This window comes from Psychroserpens mesophilus, from assembly GCF_050617655.1.
Taxonomy (GTDB): domain Bacteria; phylum Bacteroidota; class Bacteroidia; order Flavobacteriales; family Flavobacteriaceae; genus Psychroserpens; species Psychroserpens mesophilus_A.
In genome coordinates, this window is sequence record NZ_JBODQC010000138.1 from 1 (window position 1) to 278 (window position 278).

The following is a 278-nucleotide window of genomic DNA, read 5'->3' on the forward strand; positions in this document are numbered from 1 at the left end:
TTTAATAGCATTTTTAATTACAGATTTTGCAAGATCATCAATTTTTTCTGGAATAGTGGCAGAAAATAAAAGGGTTTGTTTTTTTCTAGGACAAAGTTTTTCAATCTTTTTAAGGTCATTGATAAAACCCATGTCTAGCATTAAATCAGCTTCATCTAAAACAAAGATTTCTAAATGACTTAAATCTAAATGACCTTGAAGCTGTAAATCTAATATACGACCTGGAGTTGCAATTAAAATATCTATGCCTTTTGCTAACTTTTCTTTTTGAGGTTCTA

The 278-nt window shown here is 28.4% G+C and carries 1 protein-coding gene; it reads right to left on the reverse strand.

Going from position 1 to position 278, the window contains the following annotated elements:
• Window positions 1–278: DEAD/DEAH box helicase (locus ACRHNM_RS16665; protein WP_431137743.1), on the reverse strand; the 278-nt coding region annotated here is incomplete at both ends.